Below are 19,032 nucleotides of genomic sequence, written 5' to 3'. Positions count from 1 at the left end.
AACCTGCTGGTTTTATGAGTCTTACCTTCGCCCGGCGGCCACCTCACTCACACCTCATTCCTATGCAATCCACCCAATTTCGTCGTTTGAGTGCCGCAGCTTTGCTGACAGCACTTCTGCCCCTGTCCAGTGCTGTCAGCCTGAACTCAGACCCTACTAAAGCCGCTGCCCCCGTGCAAGGCGCGCAGCCCGATCCACAGATTGTGGCGCAGTTTGGTCTGCTTGATAATGCCAAGCTACAGAGCTACATCGATAGCAAAGGCATGGAGATGGGCCGAATCTCCGACCGGCCCGCCGATGTCAAAGGCTTTACCGTCGTCGATTCGCCGGTTATTAATGCTTTCGCCACACCCGATGGCCATGTGTATTTCACGCGGGGCATCATGGCTCATTTTAATAATGAGGCGCAGTTTGCCGGCGTATTGGGCCACGAAATCGGCCACATTACGGCCCGCCACGGCCAGAAGCAGCAAACGCGCTCCACTGTAGCCACGGGGGCCATTTTGCTGGGCTCTATCTTTTCCAAACGCATTGCCTCTATTGCGCAGCCAGCCTCGCAGGTAGTTGGGCTGGGCCTGCTCAAATACGGCCGCGACGACGAAAACGAATCGGACCAGTTGGGCGTGAAATATTCCAGCAAAATCGGCTACGACCCGGCCTCTATGGCCGACTTCTTCCTGACTTTGCAGCGCACCGAGCAAAGTAACGGCGCGTCTCCTATTCCTACCTTTCTCTCGTCGCACCCCAACTCCGCCGACCGCTACCAGAACGTAAAGAAGCTGGCCCAGCAGGCCGAGCAGCAAGCTGGTCGTCAGCTGGCCGTTAACCGCGAGCAGTATCTGCGCCTGATTGAAGGCTTGCCCTACGGCGAGGACCCGCGCCAGGGCTATGTAGAAGCCGGCACCTTTTACCACCCCGATCTGAAGTTCCGCTTTCCTATTCCGTCGGGCTGGAAGTCGCAGAATTCGCCTTCCCAGTTTCAGATGGCCGAGCCTAATGGCAAAGCCATCCTGGTGCTTTTACCTGCTCCCGGCAACTCTCTGGACGCTGCCGCTGAAGCATTAGTGAAGCAGCTGAGCTTGCAGTCGGCTCAGGCGCAACGCACTACCATCAACAGCTTCCCCGCCATTGCCATCCAGGCCGACCAGGTACAGCAGGCCCAAAATGGTCAGCAGGGGGTAAGCGCCCGCACGCTTTCCTACCTCATCCAGGATGGCCAGACCATCTACGCCCTGGTAGGCCTTACGTCGCCCAACGATTTCAACACATATGCCCCCCAGTTTCAGCGCAGCGCCCAAGGTTTCGCCCGCCTTACGGACGCCAGCAAGCTAAACCGCCAGTCGGAGAAAATCCGCATTAAAACGGCCGCCAAAGCTACTACGCTGGCCCAGGCGCTGGCCGCTAACGGTATTCCCGCCGCCCGCCGCGAAGAGCTAGCTGTGCTGAATGGTATGAAGCTCACAGATCCGCTAAGCGCGGGGAGCTTATATAAGGTGGTTGGGAAATAGTCCAGACTGAGATTAATGAAACAAGAGAGAATATCACATTAGTGCATATTCTCTCTTGTTTCATCTTCGCTGTAATTTGGCAAAATGAATTTCTTTACTCTTACTATTCGATAATATTTATTGTGAAACTTGTCAATATTTAGTATTCCTGCTAAACGTACAGTATCCACACGTTTTACTATATCATTTTCTTCTTTAAAATATTTACTCTCTTCAAGCGTCAGTTGAACCGCTGTTATATATCGAAGCGGCGCATTAGTGGTCTTATTAAAGATATAAAAAGAATCAATAGTTGAAATCCAGGATACATCAAGAATGTCAAATTCATAAATGCTAGGATTGACACGTCTTGCTATAGGGAATTTGATATTATTAAGATTTTTCCATAGATTGATAGTGTCATTAATATTGCACGGAATAAAATAATCAAAGCTGCCATGATTTCGAGCACTGTCTAATACCAATATGCCGTTCTCATGAATATATTTCTTACGCTGGCTGCAACTCGAAACCCAGATAATCAGGGACAAAAGAAAAATAAGGAGCTTCATATTGGGCTTTGTTTGAATAACAACTTAAACGCCCCGACCAAATACTGGCCGGGGCGTTTAAGTTACTGATTGCCGCTAAAGAAACTGCAGTTTTTTCGTCCGTCATGCAGAGCGCAGCGAAGCATCTCGCGTGCTGATGTATAATTACTAATCTCACTACCGCGAGCGAGATGCTTCGCTCCGCTCTGCATGACGTGCCGGGGGATTAAGCCTTCTTCACAAATTCAGTTTTTAGCACCATGGTGCTGCCACCGGCGCGGCCTTCGATTTCCTTATCGCTGTTGGTGAGACGGATATTCTTCACCATCGTGCCGCGCTTCAGCGTGAGCGACGAGCCTTTTACCTTCAAGTCTTTGATGAGCGTAACGGAGTCGCCTTCGTTGAGCAGCGTGCCGTTGCTGTCTTTTACTTCCATGTGGCTAGCTGAAAAGCGACGGAGTTAGACGTTGAAGCGGAAGTGCATGATGTCGCCATCCTGCACCACGTACTCTTTGCCTTCCACGGCCATTTTGCCGGCTTCCTTGATCTTGGCTTCCGTTTTATAGTTCTGATAATCAGGCAGCTTGATTACCTCAGCGCGGATAAAGCCTTTTTCGAAGTCGGAGTGGATGACGCCGGCGGCCTGGGGGGCTTTATCGCCGCGGTGAATGGTCCACGCGCGCACTTCTTTTACGCCGGCCGTGAAGTAGGTAATCAGGTTGAGCAGCTCATAGCTGGCACGAATCAGGCGGCTCAGGCCCGACTCCTTCAGACCGTACTCACCCAGGAACATCTCCTTTTCCTCAGGGTCTTCCATCTCAGCAATCTGCGACTCAATAGCGGCCGAAATTGGCACTACTTCGGCATTTTCGCTTTTCACGTACTCGCGTAGCGCTTCCAGGTGGTTATTGGTGGAGCGGATGGTGGCTTCGTCTACGTTGGCCACGTAGATAACGGGCTTAATAGTAAGCAATTGCAGGTCTTCTACGGCTTCCAGCTCATCGGCATCAACTTGGAGTGAACGGGCATTCTGACCAGCTTCCAAGTGGGCTTTGAAGCGTTGCAGAGCCGCTACTTCCTTCTTGGCCTTCGCATCGCCGGCCTTCGCCGAGCGCTCTGACTTAATCAGCTTCTTATCAATGCCTTCTAAGTCTTTGAGCTGCAACTCGGTGTCGATAACTTCCTTGTCAAATACAGGGTCAACGGAGCCGGCTACGTGAACGATGTTGGGGTCATCGAAGCAGCGTACCACGTGAATGATAGCGTCAACCTCGCGGATGTTGGCCAGGAATTTATTACCCAAACCTTCGCCTTTGCTGGCACCTTTTACGAGGCCGGCAATATCTACGAACTCAATAACCGTAGGCAGCACGCGCTCGGGGTTTACCAGCGCTTCGAGTATCTGGAGGCGCTCATCGGGCACGGTGATGATGCCCACATTGGGCTCGATGGTGCAAAAAGGATAGTTGGCCGATTCGGCCTTGGCATTCGAGAGGGCGTTGAATAGCGTGGACTTACCCACGTTCGGCAAACCGACGATTCCGCAGCGGAGACCCATTCTTTTGAAGTTTTGAGGGATGAATAGTAAGGGATGAACTAGCCCTGGGGGGCAAATTCGAGGGGCAAAGGTACGGGTTGTTCACCGGGAAAGCACGGTGGGCCAACGATATGCCTATGACGCCGCTTGCTAACAACAAAACGGCGCGCTTTGGCCGAAGCCAAAGCGCGCCGCGCGATAAATCGGAGTAAAAGCTTGTTTCGCTAGGCTTGCTTAGTAAGTCGTGTCGGTGGTGTTGCCGTTGTAGGGCTCGTCGTTGTAGGCGGGGCGGGGGCGGTCTAGCTCGGCCACTTCTTCCTCTGTCAACAACTCTTCACGTACATAATCCACGGCGTCCTGCAGGGCATCTACGAACTTGGCAAAGTCTTCCTTGTAGAGGAAAATCTTGTGCTTCTCGTAGGAGAAGGTGTCGTCGTCGCGGAGCTTACGCTTACTCTCGGTGATGGTGAGGTAATAGTCTTGGCCGCGCGTGGCTTTCACGTCGAAGAAGTACGTGCGTTTACCGGCTTTAATGCGCTGCGAATAAATTTCTTCCTGATCGTGACGGTCTTCCACGGTTCCTACGGTAAAGTTTTCTTGTTAAATAGTTGAATGGCCGACCAAAGTACTCTTCTCGAATGGGATATAAAAATTTTAATCTCAGGTTTTTGAATAGAAAAGCCCCCCAGAATAGGAGTAGCTCGGCTGCGCGTATTAGCGGCAGTTACTATCATCAGGGGCAATTTGCTACGTATCTTTACTCTTGTACTTATAATTTGTGCGAGAATTAACCACCTATAAAGGAATGTCATGCTTCGCTATTGCTCTGCATGCCTGCCTGTTTCTTTAGGCTGTTTCTCAGCGTATCATATCCCTGTTTTATATGGCCCAACCGCTTGATTTAGCTGCCGTTAGTTCGTTTGAGAACCTGGAGTTTCTGGCCCGTCAGCTGGTCGAGGGCTTTATTACAGGCTTACACCAGTCGCCGTATCACGGGTTTTCGGTGGAGTTTTCGGAGCACCGCCTCTACAACCCCGGCGAAAGTACCCGCCACCTCGACTGGAAAGTGTTTGCCCGCACCGATAAGCTGTTTGTAAAACGCTACGAGGAGGAAACCAACCTGCGCTGCCACCTACTGCTCGACGTGAGCCCGAGTATGTACTATCCGGCGCCGGGCAACGACAAACTGCGCTTCTCCATCCTCTGCGCCGCTGCCCTTATCACCTTGCTCCAAAAGCAGCGCGACGCTGTAGGTCTGGTAACTTTTGCCGACCAAGTAGAGCTGCAAACGCCGGTTCGTTCCACCAGCACCCACCGCCATACATTGCTGCTCACACTGCAACAACTGCTGGAAAGGCCCCCCACGCGCCGCGTTACCGATGTAGCGCATGTTATCCATCAGATTGCCCAGCAAATTCCCAAGCGCTCGTTGGTGGTGCTCTTTAGTGATATGCTGGGTCGGGCTCCTGAGGAGCAAACTACCATGTTGGCGGCTTTGCAACATCTGCGTCACCAGCATCACGAGGTGTTACTGTTTCACATCATGGACCGCGCCACAGAGTCGGAGTTTGCTTTTGCCGACCGCCCGTATCTGTTTGAGGACATAGAAACCGGGGAGCAAATCAAGCTTCAGCCCAACCAAGTACGCGACCAATACCGCGCCGCCATGCAGCGCTACGAGCAGGAACTAGCTTTGCGCTGTGGGCAGTATAAGATTGATTTCGTGCCGGTAGATATCCGGGAGCCGTTTGATAAGGCGCTCTATGCGTATCTGGTGAAGCGGGGAAAAGTGCGGTAAAAAGCCCCCCACCAGGCAGAATACGGCTACTCTTCTGGTTTTGGGGTAGTTGGCAACGACTGCCATAGGTACTTACAGGCCAGCGTTCGGTAAGGGCGCCAGTCTTCCGCTATTTGCGTGATGCGGCGCAGCAGCGGCCGGCCGGTTTCTTCCAGCTGATACATGCGGCGCATGGCGTTTTGCACGCCCAGGTCACCCTCAGGAAACACGTCAGGCTGGTCCAGAGCGAACATCTGAATCATCTGCGCCGTCCAGCGTCCTACCCCTCGAATGACCGTAAGATGATTCGTGAGTTCTTCCTCATTCAAGCCTGCAATGAAGGTGTATTCGAGCTTGTCTTGCAGAGAGAATTCGGCGATGGCACGGAGGTAGCCTGCTTTTTGTCGCGACAGGCCAGCAGCGCGCAACTCATCATCGCTCATCAGCACCAGCATACTGGGCTCGGGGTAACCATCGGGCATAAACAAGGCTTCTACCTTTTTCCAAACGGCGGCAGCAGCCTTGGTCGAAATTTGCTGACTGACGATGGCTTTGAGCAGGGCCAGATAGATATCCTCGTGGGGGCGGGGCTGAACGGGGCGGCAGCTATCAATAACGGCGGCCAGGGCAGGGTCGCGGCGCAGGTGCGCTAAGGCTTCTTCTTGGGAAAAGTCAGTAAGCATAGGAGCAAAAGCTGGCTTAACGAAAACTGATATCAGTGCGGTGCGTGTCTACGGCAATATATTCGAGAACCTCGCCGTCAGCAGTCAGCTTTACGCCGGTCAGGCAGTTACCCATATAGGCGCCCGTATCGAGGTATAGGGCCTGATGCGCCGCATCGAAAGCCGGCCGACAATCCTGAGTAGGCGTGTGGCCAACTATCTGCAAGCGGCCAATATTACGCAAGGGCCCCCGACGCCACAGCACGCCATCTTGGTCATCCTCATCCAGCGGGTTGGGCGTATTGGCCAGGCCCGCGTGACTCACAAACACGGCTTCGTTTTCCCAGTACAAGGGCCGCTGAGCTAGCCAGATAAGGTGGGGCAACTGCAAATGAGGCTGTACATTATACTGCTCCATGGTTTCGCGCCCGCCCCACTCCAGCCAGTTCGGATACGGGCCTTGGGGGCCATAATACTTCAGCATACCAGCTTCGTGGTTGCCTTTCAAAAATACAGTCTGCTTAGGGTGCTTCAGGTTGAGAGAAATGGCGGCGGCTACCGTTTCGGGCGAGAAGTTACCCCGATCTACGAGGTCGCCCACCTGAATGAGCATTTCCCGGGCTGGGTTCCAGTGCTGCAACAGCTCCAGAAAGGTGAAATAACAGCCATGCACATCACCAACTATAAACAGGTTCATACGAAAGCAATCAAGCTAAAAGCCGGAGGACAAAAACAGACCTCCGTGGTGGCCGCCCACATACGCGCTGACGAACCACAGGGGAGCTTTGCGGAATGGTTGAGCAAAAGTAGCACAAACCCTAGTTGTTGTCTTCTTCTTTTGCCGGCACTTCCGAGATACTTAAGCCCAGGCGTTTTACCAATGGCCCGATGGTGAGGCCCTGCACGATGATAGAAAAAATAACCACCACATAAGTGATACCCACAATAAGGTCGCGGGCGGGGCTAGGAGGCAATGAAAGCGCCAAGGCTACAGAAATGCCCCCCCGCAACCCGCCCCAGGTCAGTATCTTGACGGAATGCTGGGTGAAGCTGCGGCGGAGGCGCAGAACGCTTAGGGGCAGAGATACGGCCACGAAACGGGCCAGCAATACCACCACAATAGCTACCGCGCCCACTAGCAAATCAGTGGTGCCGATATCCACAACCAATATCTCAAGGCCAATGAGCACAAAAAGCACGGCGTTGAGAATCTCATCAATGATTTCCCAGAATTTATCCACGTACTCGCGGGTCATATCCGACATGCCCAGCGAGCGGCCTTGCTGCCCAATAATAAGACCCGCCACCACAATAGCCAGCGGCCCGGAAGTGTGCAGTGCCGCTGCTAAGGCCGTGCCGCCTGTTACCAGCGCCAGGGTAATCAGCACCTCGACTTTGTAGTTGTCGATGGATCGGAGCAGGTGGTAGCCGCCATAGCCGAGTAGTGCGCCCAGCAAAATGCCCCCCACAGCCTCCTGCAGAAACAAAAGGGCTACGCCGCTCGGCCCTAGCTCTTCCCAACCCACCTGAGCAATCTGAAATAAGCTTACAAAAACAACCACGGCAACACCGTCGTTGAATAAGGACTCGCCCACGACCTTAACTTCCAGACTCTTGGGAATACGGGCCTGCTTCAGGATACCGAGCACTGCGATGGGGTCGGTGGGGGCAATGAGGGCGCCAAATAGTAGGCAGTAAATAAAATTGATGGTCAGCCCGAACAGCGGCAGCAGCAGGTACATAGTGCCGCCTACCAGTAGGGCGGAGATGAGCATGCCCACAGTAGCTAGGGCAAATATCGGTACCCGCTCCTCGCCCAAACTCTGTGCGTCCACGTGAATGGCACCCGCAAAAAGCAGAAAGCTGAGCATCACCTGCATGAGTATGGTGTTGAAATCGACGCTGCGAACCAACTCCACTATGGTAAGCACGCTGCTCACTCCCAGGCGCCCCAGCACAACAACCAGCAACGACGAAACCAGGGCCAATATCATCAGGCCGATGGTTGATGGCAGCCGCAAAAACCGGTGATTGAGGTAGGCAAAAGAGGCGGCCACCACCATTAAAACGGCGAATACATTATAGAGCTTCATGCGCAGCGATAAACGAAAATAGATGGCGGGCACCCGGCCCGAACGTGCCTAAGGTCGCCTATTTTTTAGTTATCGTTGGTAAGAGCCGTAAATTTGCCCCCCATCCGTACTATTCTTTTGCCTGCGCCTTACCACTGCCCCTAATGTCTATATCGTTTCGAATAATTATCAGTCCCATCCGCGAGTTATCAGATAGTGGAAAGCTCTCGGGCCTGCTTCTGCTGCTAGCTACGATATTTTCGCTGGCAATCAGTAATTCGGCCTGGGGTGAAAGCTATCTGCGCCTGTGGGAAATGCATGTAGGTGTTGCTCCGCTTGAGAAAACCGTGTCCCATTGGATAAATGATGGGTTAATGGTCATCTTTTTCTTTTTGGTAGGGCTGGAGATCAAGCGCGAAGTACTCTACGGTGAGCTAACTAACCTGCGGGCGGCACTATTGCCAGTAGTGGCGGCTGTGGGTGGAGTCACGGCGCCGGCCCTGATTTACTTGCTATTTACAGCGGGCACCGACCTGACGCACGGATGGGCTGTGCCCACCGCTACCGACATTGCTTTTTCGCTAGGTATTCTGTCGTTGCTCGGAGATAGAGTGCCATTCAGCCTGCGTATTTTCCTGACGGCGCTGGCTATTATCGATGATTTAATGGCGGTCGTGATTATCGCCATCTTCTACACTGCCGATCTGAACATAACCTATTTGCTCGGTAGTGCGGGCTTGTTGGCAGTTTTGATCACACTCAACCGGCTGAGAATAGGGTGGCTGCCGCTGTACTTTTTACTTGGTCTGGGTTTGTGGTACTGCGTGCTAAAATCGGGGGTACACGCTACCATAGCGGGAGTATTACTGGCGCTCACTATCCCCACCGACGCTATCGAGCGAGTAGAGCATGCCCTGCAAAAGCCTGTCAGCTATATCATTCTGCCCTTATTTGCCTTGGCTAATACGGCCATCATCCTCTCTGTTGATACGCTGCGGGAGTTAAGCACACCGCTGAGCTTAGGTATTGTATTGGGGCTGCTACTGGGCAAGCCCATCGGGATTTTTGGCGCCTGCTGGCTGATGATTAAAGCCGGAATGGCTTCGTTACCGGCCAACGTGAACTGGCGGCGCTTGCTGGGGCTGGGCTTCACGGCTGGCATCGGCTTCACGATGGCAATATTTATTGCCAACCTTTCCTTCTCCGATGCCAGCCGCATTGACTTAGCCAAATTAGCCGTCATTTTAGGCTCCGTCCTTTCTGCCCTGGTGGGTATTTTCCTGCTGCGTCCACGCCCAAATATGGTTGCCGCAACGTCCGAAAAACCCGAGTTGGTTAAGGAAGTCTAAGCGCTTACCGCAGCTACTGGCACCGACGCCAGCGCCGCTTCTACGCGGGTCAGCATAGCGTCATCAATATCGAGGTGGGTGACGAAGCGAATCATCTGAGGGCCAAATGATGACGCCCGAATACCTTGTTCTTCCAAGTGCTCTAGGAAAGCTTTGGGGGGCATTTCGTTGGCTAAGCGGAAGATTACTAGGTTAGTTTCAACGGGCAGTACCTCAGCTACATAGGGCTGGTTTTGGAGCACGGTGCTTAGTTGCTGCGCCCGACGGTGGTCGTCGGCCAGGCGCGCTACGTTATTTTGCAGCGCATACAAACCAGCTGCTGCTATATAACCCGCCTGCCGCATACCGCCGCCCATCACCTTCCGAATGCGCTTCGATTTTTGAATCAGCGCCTTGCTGCCTAGCAACACAGAGCCAACCGGTGCGCCCAAGCCTTTCGACAAGCATACCGAGATAGAATCAAAGTACTCGCCATATTCCTGCGCCGACTGGCCAGTGGCAACCAAAGCGTTATAAACGCGGGCACCATCAAGGTGTAGGCTCAGGCTGTGGCGACGCGTCACTTCTGCTATTTGCTGAATGCTTTCCAGCGAATAGCAGCTGCCACCGCCACGGTTGCTGGTATTTTCGAGGCACACAAGGCGGGTGTCAGGATAGTGCACGTTATGAACAGGGCGAATAGCTGCTTCCACCTGCGCCGCTGAGATGCGGCCACGGTCGCCGGGGAGTAGGGCCGTTGAGGCACCCGAGTGAAAAGCAATGCCCCCCACTTCCCAGAGATAGACGTGAGCAGTCTGCTCGCAGATAACCTCAGCCAAAGGCTCAGTCTGCGCTTTGATAGCAATCTGGTTAGTCATGGTGCCGGAAGGGCAGAACAGGCCGGCCTCCAATCCAAACTGAGCGGCGGCGGTTGCTTCTAGCTCCCGTACGGTGGGGTCTTCTTCGTACACATCGTCGCCGACCGGAGCGCGGAACATGGCTTCCAGCATGGCTGGTGTTGGACGGGTGACGGTATCAGAGCGCAAATCGATAATAGGTTCAGACATAGGGCTTGGGCGTGAGAATACAGATATACAAACGATGGTTTCAGGATTCAAAAATAAGACTTACTTTTGCCCCTCCTTTACAAATCGACTTTAACCGACCCGGATATGAGCGTCACCCGACTGAAGCGCAAGCACCGCAAGAACATTGCGCGCCAAAATAACAAGCAGCGTATCATTAAGCAGCTACTCCTCACGCCCGTTCTTAAGAACGTGGACATCGAAGAGCTGAAAGCCAGCTTCAATGGCGGCGCTGCGCCTGCCCAATCTGCAACGAAGGCTGAAAAAGCTGCTGCCCGCTCACAAAAGCAGGCTGATGCTAACGCTGCCGATGCAGCATCTCAGTCAGCTCCTACCCAGTCGGTAGAAGCCAACCAGACTGGTACTGAAGGTTTCGACGAGGCTGAAGCCGTAACCAAGCCAGTAAACGAAGACGGCCAGGAAGGCGACAAGCCTAAGCCTGAAATTGCCCTCTAAATTGGCCTGCCACCGGTGTCGGTTGGCTCTATAAATTACAAAAAGCGTCTTTCTTGCAAGGGAAAGACGCTTTTTTGTTGCAGATTTAGTTAGAGGAAATAGTTATTTCAGCCCTAGCTCTACCACCTGTAGCTTTTGAATTTTGCCCCCCAGCACCTCAAATAGCAACAGCGTGCGCACTTTGTGAAAGCCATGCCGGCCAGCAGCGCCCGGATTTAGGTGTAATAATCCCAGGTTCGGGTCGGGCATTACTTTGAGAATATGAGAATGACCGCTGATAAATAAGCCCGGACGCTCTTGGGCAAGCAATGGTCTGGCCGCCGGGCTGTAGTGGCCCGGATACCCACCAATATGCGTCATGAGCACGTGCAGGCCCTCAATCTCAAACGACTGGACCAGCGGTTGGGTGCGGCGTACATCCTGGCCATCAATGTTGCCGTAGACGCCGCGTAGGGGGGCAATTTCGGCCAGTTCCTCCGCTACAGCAGCAGTTCCGAAGTCGCCGGCGTGCCATATTTCGTCGCGGCCGGTAAGATGGTGGCAAATGCGCTCATCGAGGTAGCTGTGGGTATCTGATAGTAAGCCAATTTTCTTCATTCAAAGCAGGAATAGGATAGGAGGCAGGAGAGTATAAAACGCATAAAACATTGAATACGGCTTAGAAATCAACTATACTAGTTGAAACAACGGCATTCACCAACTCTTAAACATACTACCTCGTATCTTGCCCATCCGTTAAGTAATTTTCGTTTGCGGATATTTATCCGGTGTTTTACGGCAAGCTTTGCCTGATTTTTCTCTTTCCGCCCTCTCTTCATATTGCCCCGATGAATGTGTTCATCAACGACATTCCGCTGATCATCAAGAAGAACAGCGAGAAAGTATACAAGCACCGCTACGACCTGATTCTGAACGCGGAAGATGAGTTTATCTCCAAGGATCTGGTAGGCGACGTGCTGATACGCGACGTAACCGACGTGTTCGTCGATCGGTTATTGCGGCTGATGGAAGTGAAAAAGCTGAAAAAGCTGACCTCGCTGACCTTGCTAGCCCGCAAAAAGAAGCGCCTCATTCTGCATCTTAAAGACCAGTTCCGCATCGTGAAAGCGGCCGGGGGCTTGGTAGTGAAGGATGGTATGGTGCTGATGATCTACCGGCTTGGCAAGTGGGATTTGCCCAAAGGCAAACTCAAAAAGGATGAAGATCCGGCTTTGGGCGCCCTGCGCGAAGTAGAGGAGGAGTGCAACGTGAAGGTTGAGCTAGGTGATGAGCTGCCCAGCACCTGGCACTCCTATGCCTACAATGGCAATAAGATTCTGAAGAAGACGAATTGGTACGTGATGAAATGCCTCGACGATTCGCTCATCAAGCCTCAGGCCGAGGAATATATTGAGGAAGTACGCTGGATGACGCCTCAGGAGGCGCTGGCAGTACTTTCGGAGTCATATGCATCAATCACTTTAGTCGTGCGGCACTACTTGAGCGAAAAGGTTGGCACGACCTCTGCCGAAGAAGCTCCCGCGAAGTAGCATCTTCGCTACGTGGGAGCCTATGCGTTTATTTTACTCGTTTGTTTTTGTAGTCTTGGTCCTGAGCGCGGGGGCATGCACCCGCTCGCAGTCACCGAGTGAAAAAAAGCCCCCCACTGCGGTAGAGCCTCCCGTCACTGTACCAGTGGCCGTAGACCTGCCTTCCTTAATTGGCTATTCAATCGAGGAAGTTCGCCAACACCTTGGCGCACCGCGCGAAACGCAGGTGGAGCCGCCTGCTGCCCAGCCTAAACCACGGAAAGGCAGGTCGTTTCGGATAATAGATGAGGGCTGGATAAACACGTTTGAGACAGGCGGCGTTACGCTCATTGTTACTTTCAACGCCCGCACCCGTAAAGTGCGCGATATCGTGCTTACCGGCAGCAATGAGGAAGAACTCATGCAGCGCGGTAATCTGACTCTTACGGCACCCTCATACATCGTGCTGCCAGTATTTGCCCCTGAGGCAGCCACAGAACTATTGGGCGTACGGGTAATTAAGCGCCGCTAGCAGCTGCGTAAGCCGGTAATTTGAAGGGCACAAAGCTGTCTACATTGCCGCCAAAGCGGTGAACCTCCCGGATGATGGTGCTGCTGATGGCGGCTAAGGCAGGCGCCGTAATCAGAAAGACGGTCTCCAGTTCCGGATTCAGGTGGCGGTTGGCCTGCGCGATGGTATTCTCGTACTCAAAATCCGTGGTGTTGCGCAGTCCGCGCAACAGGTAGCGCGCGCCTACCTCGCGGGCAAAGTCAGCCGTTAATCCTTTGTAGGATCGTACAGACACGCGCGGCTCATCCCGAAAAACTTCCTCAATCATCGTCACCATTTGCTCTACGGGCAGGTAGCGGCTTTTGCTGCTGTTGTTGCCGATGGCAATAATCACCTCGTCGAACAAATTTGCCCCCCGGCGCACTACATCAAGGTGCCCATTGGTAAACGGGTCAAATGAGCCGGGAAATAAGGCAACGCGGGTTTTCATACAGTACAAAGAATTTGAGCACGCACAGGATAAGCAAGCAGACAATCTGCTTTACTCACAAAGATGCAGGCTATATAACTCGAAATAGCGGTACTCAAACACCTCATTCAGCCGATAGCTGTACGACAGATCCAGGGGGCGATTGCCAAACTTGAGGTGGCGAATGTACTTGCGCAGAATAGTAAACAGCTCGGAGTGGTGCATTAAATCGCCCCACAGCACCACTGGGTCCTGATCAGGATTGAGCTGAAGTTCCTGCATCACCAGGATGGTGTAGTAAATGAGGTCTTCGGCCGTGGTGAAGGCAAACGTGTTGCAAAACTCCGGACGCTTGCCCCGCACGGCCACAATCGTAACCTCCTGATGGCCAATGCTCAGATACAGGCGGCGGGGCGTGGCCTGCTGGCTCTGATGTACTACTCCTTCGAGCAGAGCGCTGGTTTGGTGGATGAGGCGTCCAGTGGGATATACGCTGCGAAACCAATCAGCAAGCGCTCTTTCGACTGCAAACACACTCACCATCTCCAAACCCGGGTGCGTGTAGTGATGCACGGTTTCATGGCCCGGATCGAAGGCGTGGTGCAATTGCAGATAACGGCTCTCGTCGCCGGCCCGGAAAAGAGGCTGGGGCAACTGCGTAAAATGACGGTTCTGCACCGCCAGCCGAACGTGGTTCCAGCCCGCCTGACCTACCAGATCGTGTTGGGCAGCCAGGGTGCGATATTGTCCGGCCAGCGAGGTAGCGGAGGGTGCGGAGTATTCTTCCAACACCACAAACTTATTGCGACGCACATCGGCTACACCTACGCGCAAACCCGCAGGTCCTGCTGTCAGGTAAAGATTGTAAGTGCCTAGCTGGGCAGCATCGAAGGTTTCGTCGCGCAGATCGAGCAGGGAAGTAGGCGACGAGGAGGAAAAAGTAGAAGAGGAAGCGGACACGGCAGAAAGGGCAATAAGCGCCAGGTAGGCCGCTAAAGGTAATGAGAGAATGGCTGAATGGCTAGATAGCTAAATGGCTGGCGGTTAAATGGCTGATTGTTCAACGAGCTGTAGACGCAACTAACTATCTAACCGCCAGGTGTCTAACCATTGTTCTATTTACTTAAACTGGATATTCGGAATGTAGATGTCATCAGGGCTGATGATTTGATGGAGAATGGGGTGAACCTGTGGAAGAGGCATTCCAACCAGCTGCCGGGGCGTGTGGAAGGCCAGCTGCGTAAGTAGCTGTGCATCTGCGGCATGTTCTGGGTCGGAGCCGAGCTTGGGAAGGGCAGCGGCATCTACGGGTTTTACCTCAAAAAACAGCTCCAACGCCTGCAGATTATCGCGCTGAAACTCGTGGAGATGTAGAAAGCGGCCTACTTTAATATCTAACCCGGTTTCTTCCTTAAACTCCCGGACCAAGCATTCCTTCACCGACTCGCCAAAATGCCAGCCCCCGCCCGGCGGCGACCAAAAGAGAGCAGCAGTGGGCAGCATTCCGCGGTGACCAGTAAGTAAGATGGCACCTTGGTGCACGAGCAGGCCGCAAACGCGCACGCGCACTTGGCCAGTATAGGCGTTGAGCAAATCGGGGTGGGATTCGGGGGGCATAAATGGATTGGTGGGGCCGGCCAAAACCGGGTATCTTTGACTATTGATGCCTCCTACGCAAAACTCCGCCCCAGCGCCCGATTTAGTCGACCGAATCCGGCAAAAGCTCACCCGCCAGCAGTTTATGCACCACATTGGTGCCAACCTCACGCTCATTGAGCCCGGCCGCGTCGAAGCCGAGCTACCCCTCGAACTTAAGCACCAGCAGCAGCGCGGCTTCGTGCACGGCGGCGTTATTGCCACCATGGCCGACCTGGTAGCTGGTTTTGCCGGCGTCACGCTCATCCCGGATAACTACGGCATGGTGACGGCCGATCTGAAAGTGTCTTACCTGAATCCGGGAGTTGGAAAAAAAATAGTAGCTAAAGGCTGGGTGCTGAAAGCCGGCCGCCGCCTGCATTTCTGCGAAGCTGAGGTGTGGTGCGATGACGTGCTGATTGCCAAAGCCACCGCGACAATGGCCGTGATTGAACCTCAGTAGGGTATATCTACTTTAGATGAACGGAACGTCATGCTGAGCAGCGCGAAGCATCTCGCGTGTTTGATTGCAATGGTAACCTAACGGCGCGAGCGAGATGCTTCGCGTTGCTCTGCATGACGTTCTGGTTTTAACATATTTAAATTATGCTCACTGTCCGCACGCCTTCTGTCCGCGATTATTTTCCTTACGAACCCACTCAGGATCAGGCCCAGCTATTTCGGCAGCTCGATGAATTTCTGAAAGACGACCTGCCCGGCCGCAAGGTTTTTGTGCTGCGCGGCTACGCGGGTACGGGCAAAACCACCGTGGTCAGTGCTCTGGTGCAATGGCTGCATCAGCTGGGTCGAAAGTACACGCTGATGGCGCCTACGGGCCGGGCAGCCAAGGTGATGAGCGCTTACTCGGGCGTAGCGGCCAGCACTATTCACAAGAAAATTTATCGCCAAACCTCCGGTACGCCCTCCGAAAGCCTGAGCTTCCAGCGCCAGCCCAACCGCACCGCCGATACGCTCTATATCGTGGACGAGGCCTCCATGATTTCCGACGAGAAAGCGTTTGGCGAGAATGGCTTGCTCGATGACTTGCTGGGCTACGTGTTCGAAAAGCCCACCAACCGCCTGCTGCTTATCGGCGACACGGCCCAGTTGCCGCCTGTAGGCCAATTGCTTAGCCCTGCCCTCGACCCTGAGCTGCTGGCCGGGCGCTTCCGAGCGAAGGTAGATTCGGTGGAGCTGCGCCAGGTGATGCGTCAGGCCGAGGAATCGGGGATTCTGGTGAATGCGACTATCCTGCGGGAAGAATTGCGGGAAGAAAAGCCCCACATCCAGTTTCATACCCGCGGCTACTCCGATATTTTTCCGGTGGGGGGCGAAAAGCTGGAAGACGGGCTGCGCTGGGCCTACAAAAACTTCGGCCACGAGAATACGACCATCATTTGCCGTTCCAACAAGAACGCGAATATGTATAACCAGCACATCCGGCACGCGCTGTTTGGGGCGGAGGAGGAGATAGAGGCCGGCGACTACCTCATGGTGGTGCGCAACAACTACTTCTGGCTGCCCAAAGACTCCGAAATGGGCTTTCTGGCCAATGGCGACTTCGTGCAGGTCAGCAAAATCGTGCGGCGGCAGGAGGAATTTGGCTTCCGTTTCGCCGATGCCCGCATCCGCTTCGTCGATTACCCCGACGAGGAAGAAATAGAGGTAAAGCTGCTCCTGGATACCCTGCACACCGACGCGCCCGCCCTGCCCGCCGACCGCAGCAACGCCTTGTACCAAACCGTTTTGGCCGATTATGCGCACTTGGGCACGAAGCGCGAGAAAAGCGCCGCTTTACGCAAAGACCCGTATTTGAACGCTTTACAGGTGAAATTTGCTTATGCTCTTACCTGCCACAAGGCGCAGGGCGGGCAGTGGCAGGCCGTATTCGTCGACCACGGATTTTTGAAAGAAGACATGGTGAACGCCGAATTTGCCCGCTGGCTGTACACCGCCATCACGCGTGCCGCCGATCGGTTATTTTTGCTTAATTTCAATAGTAAGCTGCTGGCTGAATAAGTTAAAACGTATATCTGACTTGGGGCAAGCAATTTGTGTTAAGCCTTTCTTATCTGAAATCGATAACTCAACCATTTCTACCTCTCAACACTTTAAGCATTCAACTCATGAAAAAAGCACTTGTTCTGGCCTTGTCGCTTTCGCTGGCTGGCTTTGCCGCCCAAGCCCAAACGGCGGCCGTGAAGCCGGCCAACGCCCAGCAAAAAGTAGCTGGCCCGCAGATTCAGTTTGAGGAAATGAAGTACGACTTCGGCAGCGTGAAGCAGGGCGATATCGTAGAGCACGTGTTCAAATTCAAGAACATAGGCACTGCGCCGCTGGTCATTGCTAATATCGGTACTACCTGCGGCTGCACCGTGCCCGACTGGACCAAGGAGCCCATTATGCCCGGCAAATCGGGTACCGTAACGGCCAAGTTCAACAGCGCCGGTAAGCTGGGAATGCAGAATAAAGTCCTCACCATTGAGTCGAACTCAGCCGGTGGAAACACGATGGTAGCGCTGGTAGGCGAAATAAAAGACGCCGCCACGGCCACTACCGAAGCTATACCGGCCAAAACCGACGTTTCGACCGGGGAAGGCGACGCCAAGCAGAAAACCAAGATTGGCGACAGCAAAATCAAAGCGAAGCGTAAGTCTTCGTAATTAGAAAGCCCACAAAAAAGCCCCCCAGATGCTAAATAAGCTTCTGGGGGGCTTTTTTGTGGGCTGATAGCAAAGTGAATTCCTGCCCTTATAGTTGGCGGACCGCCCATAGCAGTCCTAACCAGCCGGCAATCAGCAGCAGGCCGCCAATGGGCGCTACGGCTCCCATTTTAGTAATGCCAGTAAAACAAAGCGTGTAGAGCGAGCCGCTAAACAGTAAAATGCCCCCCAGAAACAGCCAGGCGGTTAAGCTCAGCCCGCGAATGTCGGGGCGCATGGCCAGCAGAATACCCACGGCCAGCAGCGCCAGCGTATGGAAAAACTGATAGCGCACAGCGGTTTCAAACGTATCGAAGCGGCCGGTTTCTTCCAGCATTTTGCGCAAGCCGTGTGCCCCGAAGGCGCCAATGCCCACGCCTAAAGCGCCAAGTAAAGCCGCGATTTGTAGAATTAAGCGAGCCGTCATAGTAGATCGGATGAGATGTATCGTGTGATGGAGAAGCGGTTTTTAAACCAGGAAAGAAAGTGGCTACTGAGCTTGAATTTTGTTGTTAGTCTTGTGGAACTGGCCGGGCACCAAAAATAGCGCTGCCCACCCGAATAAGCGTGCTTCCCTCTTCAATGGCCAGCTTATAATCGGCGCTCATACCCATCGAAATCTCCTTGAACTCGGGCTGGGGGGCAAAATACCGCTGCTTCAGCAACTCAAAATAGCCTCGCAGCTCCCGAAACTCGCGGCGGAGCTGGTCCTCATCGTCGGTGAAGGTGGCCACGCCCATCACGCCCGTCAGCTGCACGTGCTGCAAGGTGCGGAATGCCTCTGATTGCAGGATTTCTTCCGCTTCAGGCAGGCTCAGGCCCGACTTTGTTTCTTCTGCGGCTATATGAAACTGGAGCAACCCGTAGATAACGCGGTTATTTTTAGCGGCTTGCTTTTCAATTTCGAGTAGCAGCTTTAGGCTGTCGATACTTTGAATGGTATGTACAAATGGGGCGATATACTTCACTTTGTTCGTTTGCAGATGGCCGATAAGATGCCACTCCACGTCGGGGGGCAAATCGGGCTGCTTGGCGGCCATTTCCTGTACTTTATTCTCGCCAAAAAGCCGCGCGCCAGCATCATACGCTTCGCGCAAACGCTCTACCGGATGCGTTTTGGTGACGGCTACCAGGCGGCAGTTAGTGCCCTGCAACTCGTTTTGAAAAGCATGGAAATTCTCAGCAATAGACATTTAATTTCGATTAGTAATGATCAATTAATGCTGCTTAACATCAGCCCGTCATGCAGAAC

At 53.6% G+C, this 19,032-nt stretch carries 23 protein-coding genes; 9 read left to right on the top strand and 14 right to left on the bottom strand.

All coding sequences use genetic code 11. From position 1 onward, the window contains the following. The first annotated feature begins 62 nt into the window (after positions 1–62). Complete coding sequence (locus IEW06_RS18485) at positions 63–1,508, top strand: M48 family metalloprotease (RefSeq protein ID WP_188548732.1); 1,446 nt, start codon at positions 63–65, stop codon at positions 1,506–1,508. A gap of 38 nt (positions 1,509–1,546) precedes the next feature. Here IEW06_RS18485 and IEW06_RS18480 read toward each other — a convergent pair whose 3' ends face one another. The 4 genes from IEW06_RS18480 to IEW06_RS18465 all read right to left on the bottom strand — a co-directional run bounded on the left by IEW06_RS18480 (position 1,547) and on the right by IEW06_RS18465 (position 4,151). Next, the gene (locus IEW06_RS18480; RefSeq protein WP_187731405.1) at positions 1,547–2,059 is read right to left on the bottom strand and encodes a hypothetical protein; all 513 of its coding nucleotides are present in this window, start codon (positions 2,057–2,059) and stop codon (positions 1,547–1,549) included. Between the two features lie 205 nt (positions 2,060–2,264). Next, positions 2,265–2,474 carry a zinc ribbon domain-containing protein YjdM gene (locus tag IEW06_RS18475; protein ID WP_187731406.1) on the bottom strand — a complete coding sequence of 70 codons (210 nt, stop codon included), beginning with the start codon at positions 2,472–2,474 and terminating at the stop codon, positions 2,265–2,267. A 24-nt stretch (positions 2,475–2,498) separates the two neighbouring features. Further along, complete coding sequence (gene ychF, locus IEW06_RS18470; RefSeq protein WP_187731407.1) at positions 2,499–3,596, bottom strand: redox-regulated ATPase YchF; 1,098 nt, start codon at positions 3,594–3,596, stop codon at positions 2,499–2,501. Between the two features lie 213 nt (positions 3,597–3,809). Further along, entirely contained in the window at positions 3,810–4,151 is a 342-nt protein-coding gene (locus tag IEW06_RS18465; protein WP_133272170.1) for a DUF3276 family protein, read from the bottom strand. A gap of 307 nt (positions 4,152–4,458) precedes the next feature. Between IEW06_RS18465 and IEW06_RS18460 the strand changes: the two genes are divergently transcribed. Further along, positions 4,459–5,373 carry a DUF58 domain-containing protein gene (locus IEW06_RS18460; protein WP_133272171.1) on the top strand — a complete coding sequence of 305 codons (915 nt, stop codon included), beginning with the start codon at positions 4,459–4,461 and terminating at the stop codon, positions 5,371–5,373. Positions 5,374–5,399: 26 nt separating this feature from the next. Here the strand turns inward: IEW06_RS18460 and IEW06_RS18455 are convergent, their stop codons facing one another. The 3 genes from IEW06_RS18455 to IEW06_RS18445 form a co-directional block, all read right to left on the bottom strand. Beyond that, the gene (locus tag IEW06_RS18455; RefSeq protein ID WP_187731408.1) at positions 5,400–6,035 is read right to left on the bottom strand and encodes a DNA-3-methyladenine glycosylase family protein; all 636 of its coding nucleotides are present in this window, start codon (positions 6,033–6,035) and stop codon (positions 5,400–5,402) included. 16 nt (positions 6,036–6,051) lie between these two features. Further along, a complete protein-coding gene (locus tag IEW06_RS18450) occupies positions 6,052–6,711 on the bottom strand; it encodes a metallophosphoesterase (protein WP_188548731.1) in 660 nt (219 codons plus the stop codon). Between the two features lie 121 nt (positions 6,712–6,832). Then, positions 6,833–8,107, bottom strand: a complete 1,275-nt coding sequence (locus tag IEW06_RS18445) for a cation:proton antiporter (RefSeq protein ID WP_188548730.1) — start codon at positions 8,105–8,107, stop codon at positions 6,833–6,835. A gap of 143 nt (positions 8,108–8,250) precedes the next feature. Between IEW06_RS18445 and nhaA the strand changes: the two genes are divergently transcribed. Continuing rightward, on the top strand, positions 8,251–9,435 hold the full coding sequence (nhaA, locus tag IEW06_RS18440; protein ID WP_187731411.1) for a Na+/H+ antiporter NhaA: 1,185 nt from the start codon (positions 8,251–8,253) through the stop codon (positions 9,433–9,435). Here the strand turns inward: nhaA and IEW06_RS18435 are convergent. After that, complete coding sequence (locus tag IEW06_RS18435; RefSeq protein WP_188548729.1) at positions 9,432–10,481, bottom strand: threonine aldolase family protein; 1,050 nt, start codon at positions 10,479–10,481, stop codon at positions 9,432–9,434. The genes nhaA and IEW06_RS18435 overlap by 4 nt on opposite strands. 105 nt (positions 10,482–10,586) lie before the next feature. Here IEW06_RS18435 and IEW06_RS18430 point away from each other — a divergent pair, with 105 nt between their 5' ends. Next, positions 10,587–10,955, top strand: a complete 369-nt coding sequence (locus tag IEW06_RS18430; protein ID WP_187734362.1) for a hypothetical protein — start codon at positions 10,587–10,589, stop codon at positions 10,953–10,955. 102 nt (positions 10,956–11,057) lie between these two features. Here IEW06_RS18430 and IEW06_RS18425 read toward each other — a convergent pair whose 3' ends face one another. Then, entirely contained in the window at positions 11,058–11,552 is a 495-nt protein-coding gene (locus IEW06_RS18425) for a metallophosphoesterase family protein (RefSeq protein WP_187731412.1), read from the bottom strand. A gap of 230 nt (positions 11,553–11,782) precedes the next feature. On the opposite strand from IEW06_RS18425, the gene IEW06_RS18420 reads away from it, so the two are divergent. Beyond that, complete coding sequence (locus IEW06_RS18420) at positions 11,783–12,484, top strand: NUDIX hydrolase (RefSeq protein ID WP_187731413.1); 702 nt, start codon at positions 11,783–11,785, stop codon at positions 12,482–12,484. 22 nt (positions 12,485–12,506) lie between these two features. Next, on the top strand, positions 12,507–12,995 hold the full coding sequence (locus tag IEW06_RS18415) for a hypothetical protein (RefSeq protein ID WP_187731414.1): 489 nt from the start codon (positions 12,507–12,509) through the stop codon (positions 12,993–12,995). On the opposite strand, the gene coaD is transcribed toward IEW06_RS18415, so the two are convergent. From coaD to IEW06_RS18400, 3 genes are all read right to left on the bottom strand, one after another. Next, positions 12,982–13,464, bottom strand: a complete 483-nt coding sequence (coaD, locus tag IEW06_RS18410; RefSeq protein ID WP_187731415.1) for a pantetheine-phosphate adenylyltransferase — start codon at positions 13,462–13,464, stop codon at positions 12,982–12,984. The two genes, IEW06_RS18415 and coaD, sit on opposite strands and share 14 nt — an antisense overlap. 51 nt (positions 13,465–13,515) lie before the next feature. Next, on the bottom strand, positions 13,516–14,403 hold the full coding sequence (locus tag IEW06_RS18405; protein ID WP_187731416.1) for a DUF3822 family protein: 888 nt from the start codon (positions 14,401–14,403) through the stop codon (positions 13,516–13,518). 159 nt (positions 14,404–14,562) lie between these two features. Beyond that, positions 14,563–15,060: an NUDIX domain-containing protein gene (locus IEW06_RS18400; RefSeq protein WP_187731417.1), complete on the bottom strand. Its 498-nt coding sequence runs from the start codon at positions 15,058–15,060 to the stop codon at positions 14,563–14,565. Positions 15,061–15,106: 46 nt separating this feature from the next. Between IEW06_RS18400 and IEW06_RS18395 the strand changes: the two genes are divergently transcribed. From IEW06_RS18395 to IEW06_RS18385, 3 genes are all read left to right on the top strand, one after another. Beyond that, a complete protein-coding gene (locus IEW06_RS18395) occupies positions 15,107–15,541 on the top strand; it encodes a PaaI family thioesterase (protein WP_187731418.1) in 435 nt (144 codons plus the stop codon). 143 nt (positions 15,542–15,684) lie between these two features. Continuing rightward, positions 15,685–17,097 carry an ATP-dependent DNA helicase gene (locus IEW06_RS18390; protein ID WP_188548728.1) on the top strand — a complete coding sequence of 471 codons (1,413 nt, stop codon included), beginning with the start codon at positions 15,685–15,687 and terminating at the stop codon, positions 17,095–17,097. 107 nt (positions 17,098–17,204) lie between these two features. Then, positions 17,205–17,741: a DUF1573 domain-containing protein gene (locus tag IEW06_RS18385; RefSeq protein ID WP_187731419.1), complete on the top strand. Its 537-nt coding sequence runs from the start codon at positions 17,205–17,207 to the stop codon at positions 17,739–17,741. Between the two features lie 88 nt (positions 17,742–17,829). Here IEW06_RS18385 and IEW06_RS18380 read toward each other — a convergent pair whose 3' ends face one another. Both IEW06_RS18380 and IEW06_RS18375 read right to left on the bottom strand, forming a co-directional pair. Then, on the bottom strand, positions 17,830–18,207 hold the full coding sequence (locus tag IEW06_RS18380) for a DUF423 domain-containing protein (protein WP_188548727.1): 378 nt from the start codon (positions 18,205–18,207) through the stop codon (positions 17,830–17,832). Between the two features lie 85 nt (positions 18,208–18,292). Then, positions 18,293–18,973, bottom strand: coding sequence for a YggS family pyridoxal phosphate-dependent enzyme (locus tag IEW06_RS18375; protein WP_187731420.1), 681 nt, complete (start codon positions 18,971–18,973; stop codon positions 18,293–18,295). Between the last annotated feature and the right edge of the window lie 59 nt (positions 18,974–19,032).

It is taken from the genome of Hymenobacter qilianensis (genome assembly GCF_014638675.1).
GTDB lineage: Bacteria > Bacteroidota > Bacteroidia > Cytophagales > Hymenobacteraceae > Hymenobacter > Hymenobacter qilianensis.
The sequence above is the reverse complement of the archived record's forward strand: the minus strand, read 5'-3'. Positions and strand labels throughout refer to the sequence as shown.